We start from the raw sequence: 311 nt of genomic DNA, 5'->3' as shown, positions 1-311 counted from the left end.
TCCGCGTGCCGGCCCGTGATCCGCGCACCCTCCAGCGCCGCGAACGTCTCCGGGAACGACCCCACCAGCACCATCGCATCCGAGATGCGGGTCTGCATCCGCCCCTTCGACTCGCCCAGGGCCGCGGCGAACTCCCCCGCCATCGCCCGGAACGGGAAGTCGTACCGCGACGAGACCGCCCCCGACCTCGCCAGCTGCGCCCGCGCGACCTCCCCCGCCTCAGCCAGCGCCTCCATCTCCAGCGCATCCGCCTCCGCCCGCAAAGCCCGCGCCCGACGCGCCCGCTCCACCGCCGAACGCGTCACCGCGAC

The 311-nt window shown here is 75.2% G+C and carries 1 protein-coding gene; it reads right to left on the bottom strand.

What is annotated here, in order from left to right; all coding sequences use genetic code 11:
• On the bottom strand, positions 1 to 236 hold a 236-nt coding region (locus tag ACWXWW_RS17960; RefSeq protein ID WP_455971363.1), incomplete at its 3' end, for a hypothetical protein.
• Positions 237 to 311: the final 75 nt, after the last annotated feature.

The organism is Microbacterium sp. KNMS, assembly GCF_053851835.1.
This window is presented reverse-complemented; position numbering and strand designations above follow the sequence as displayed.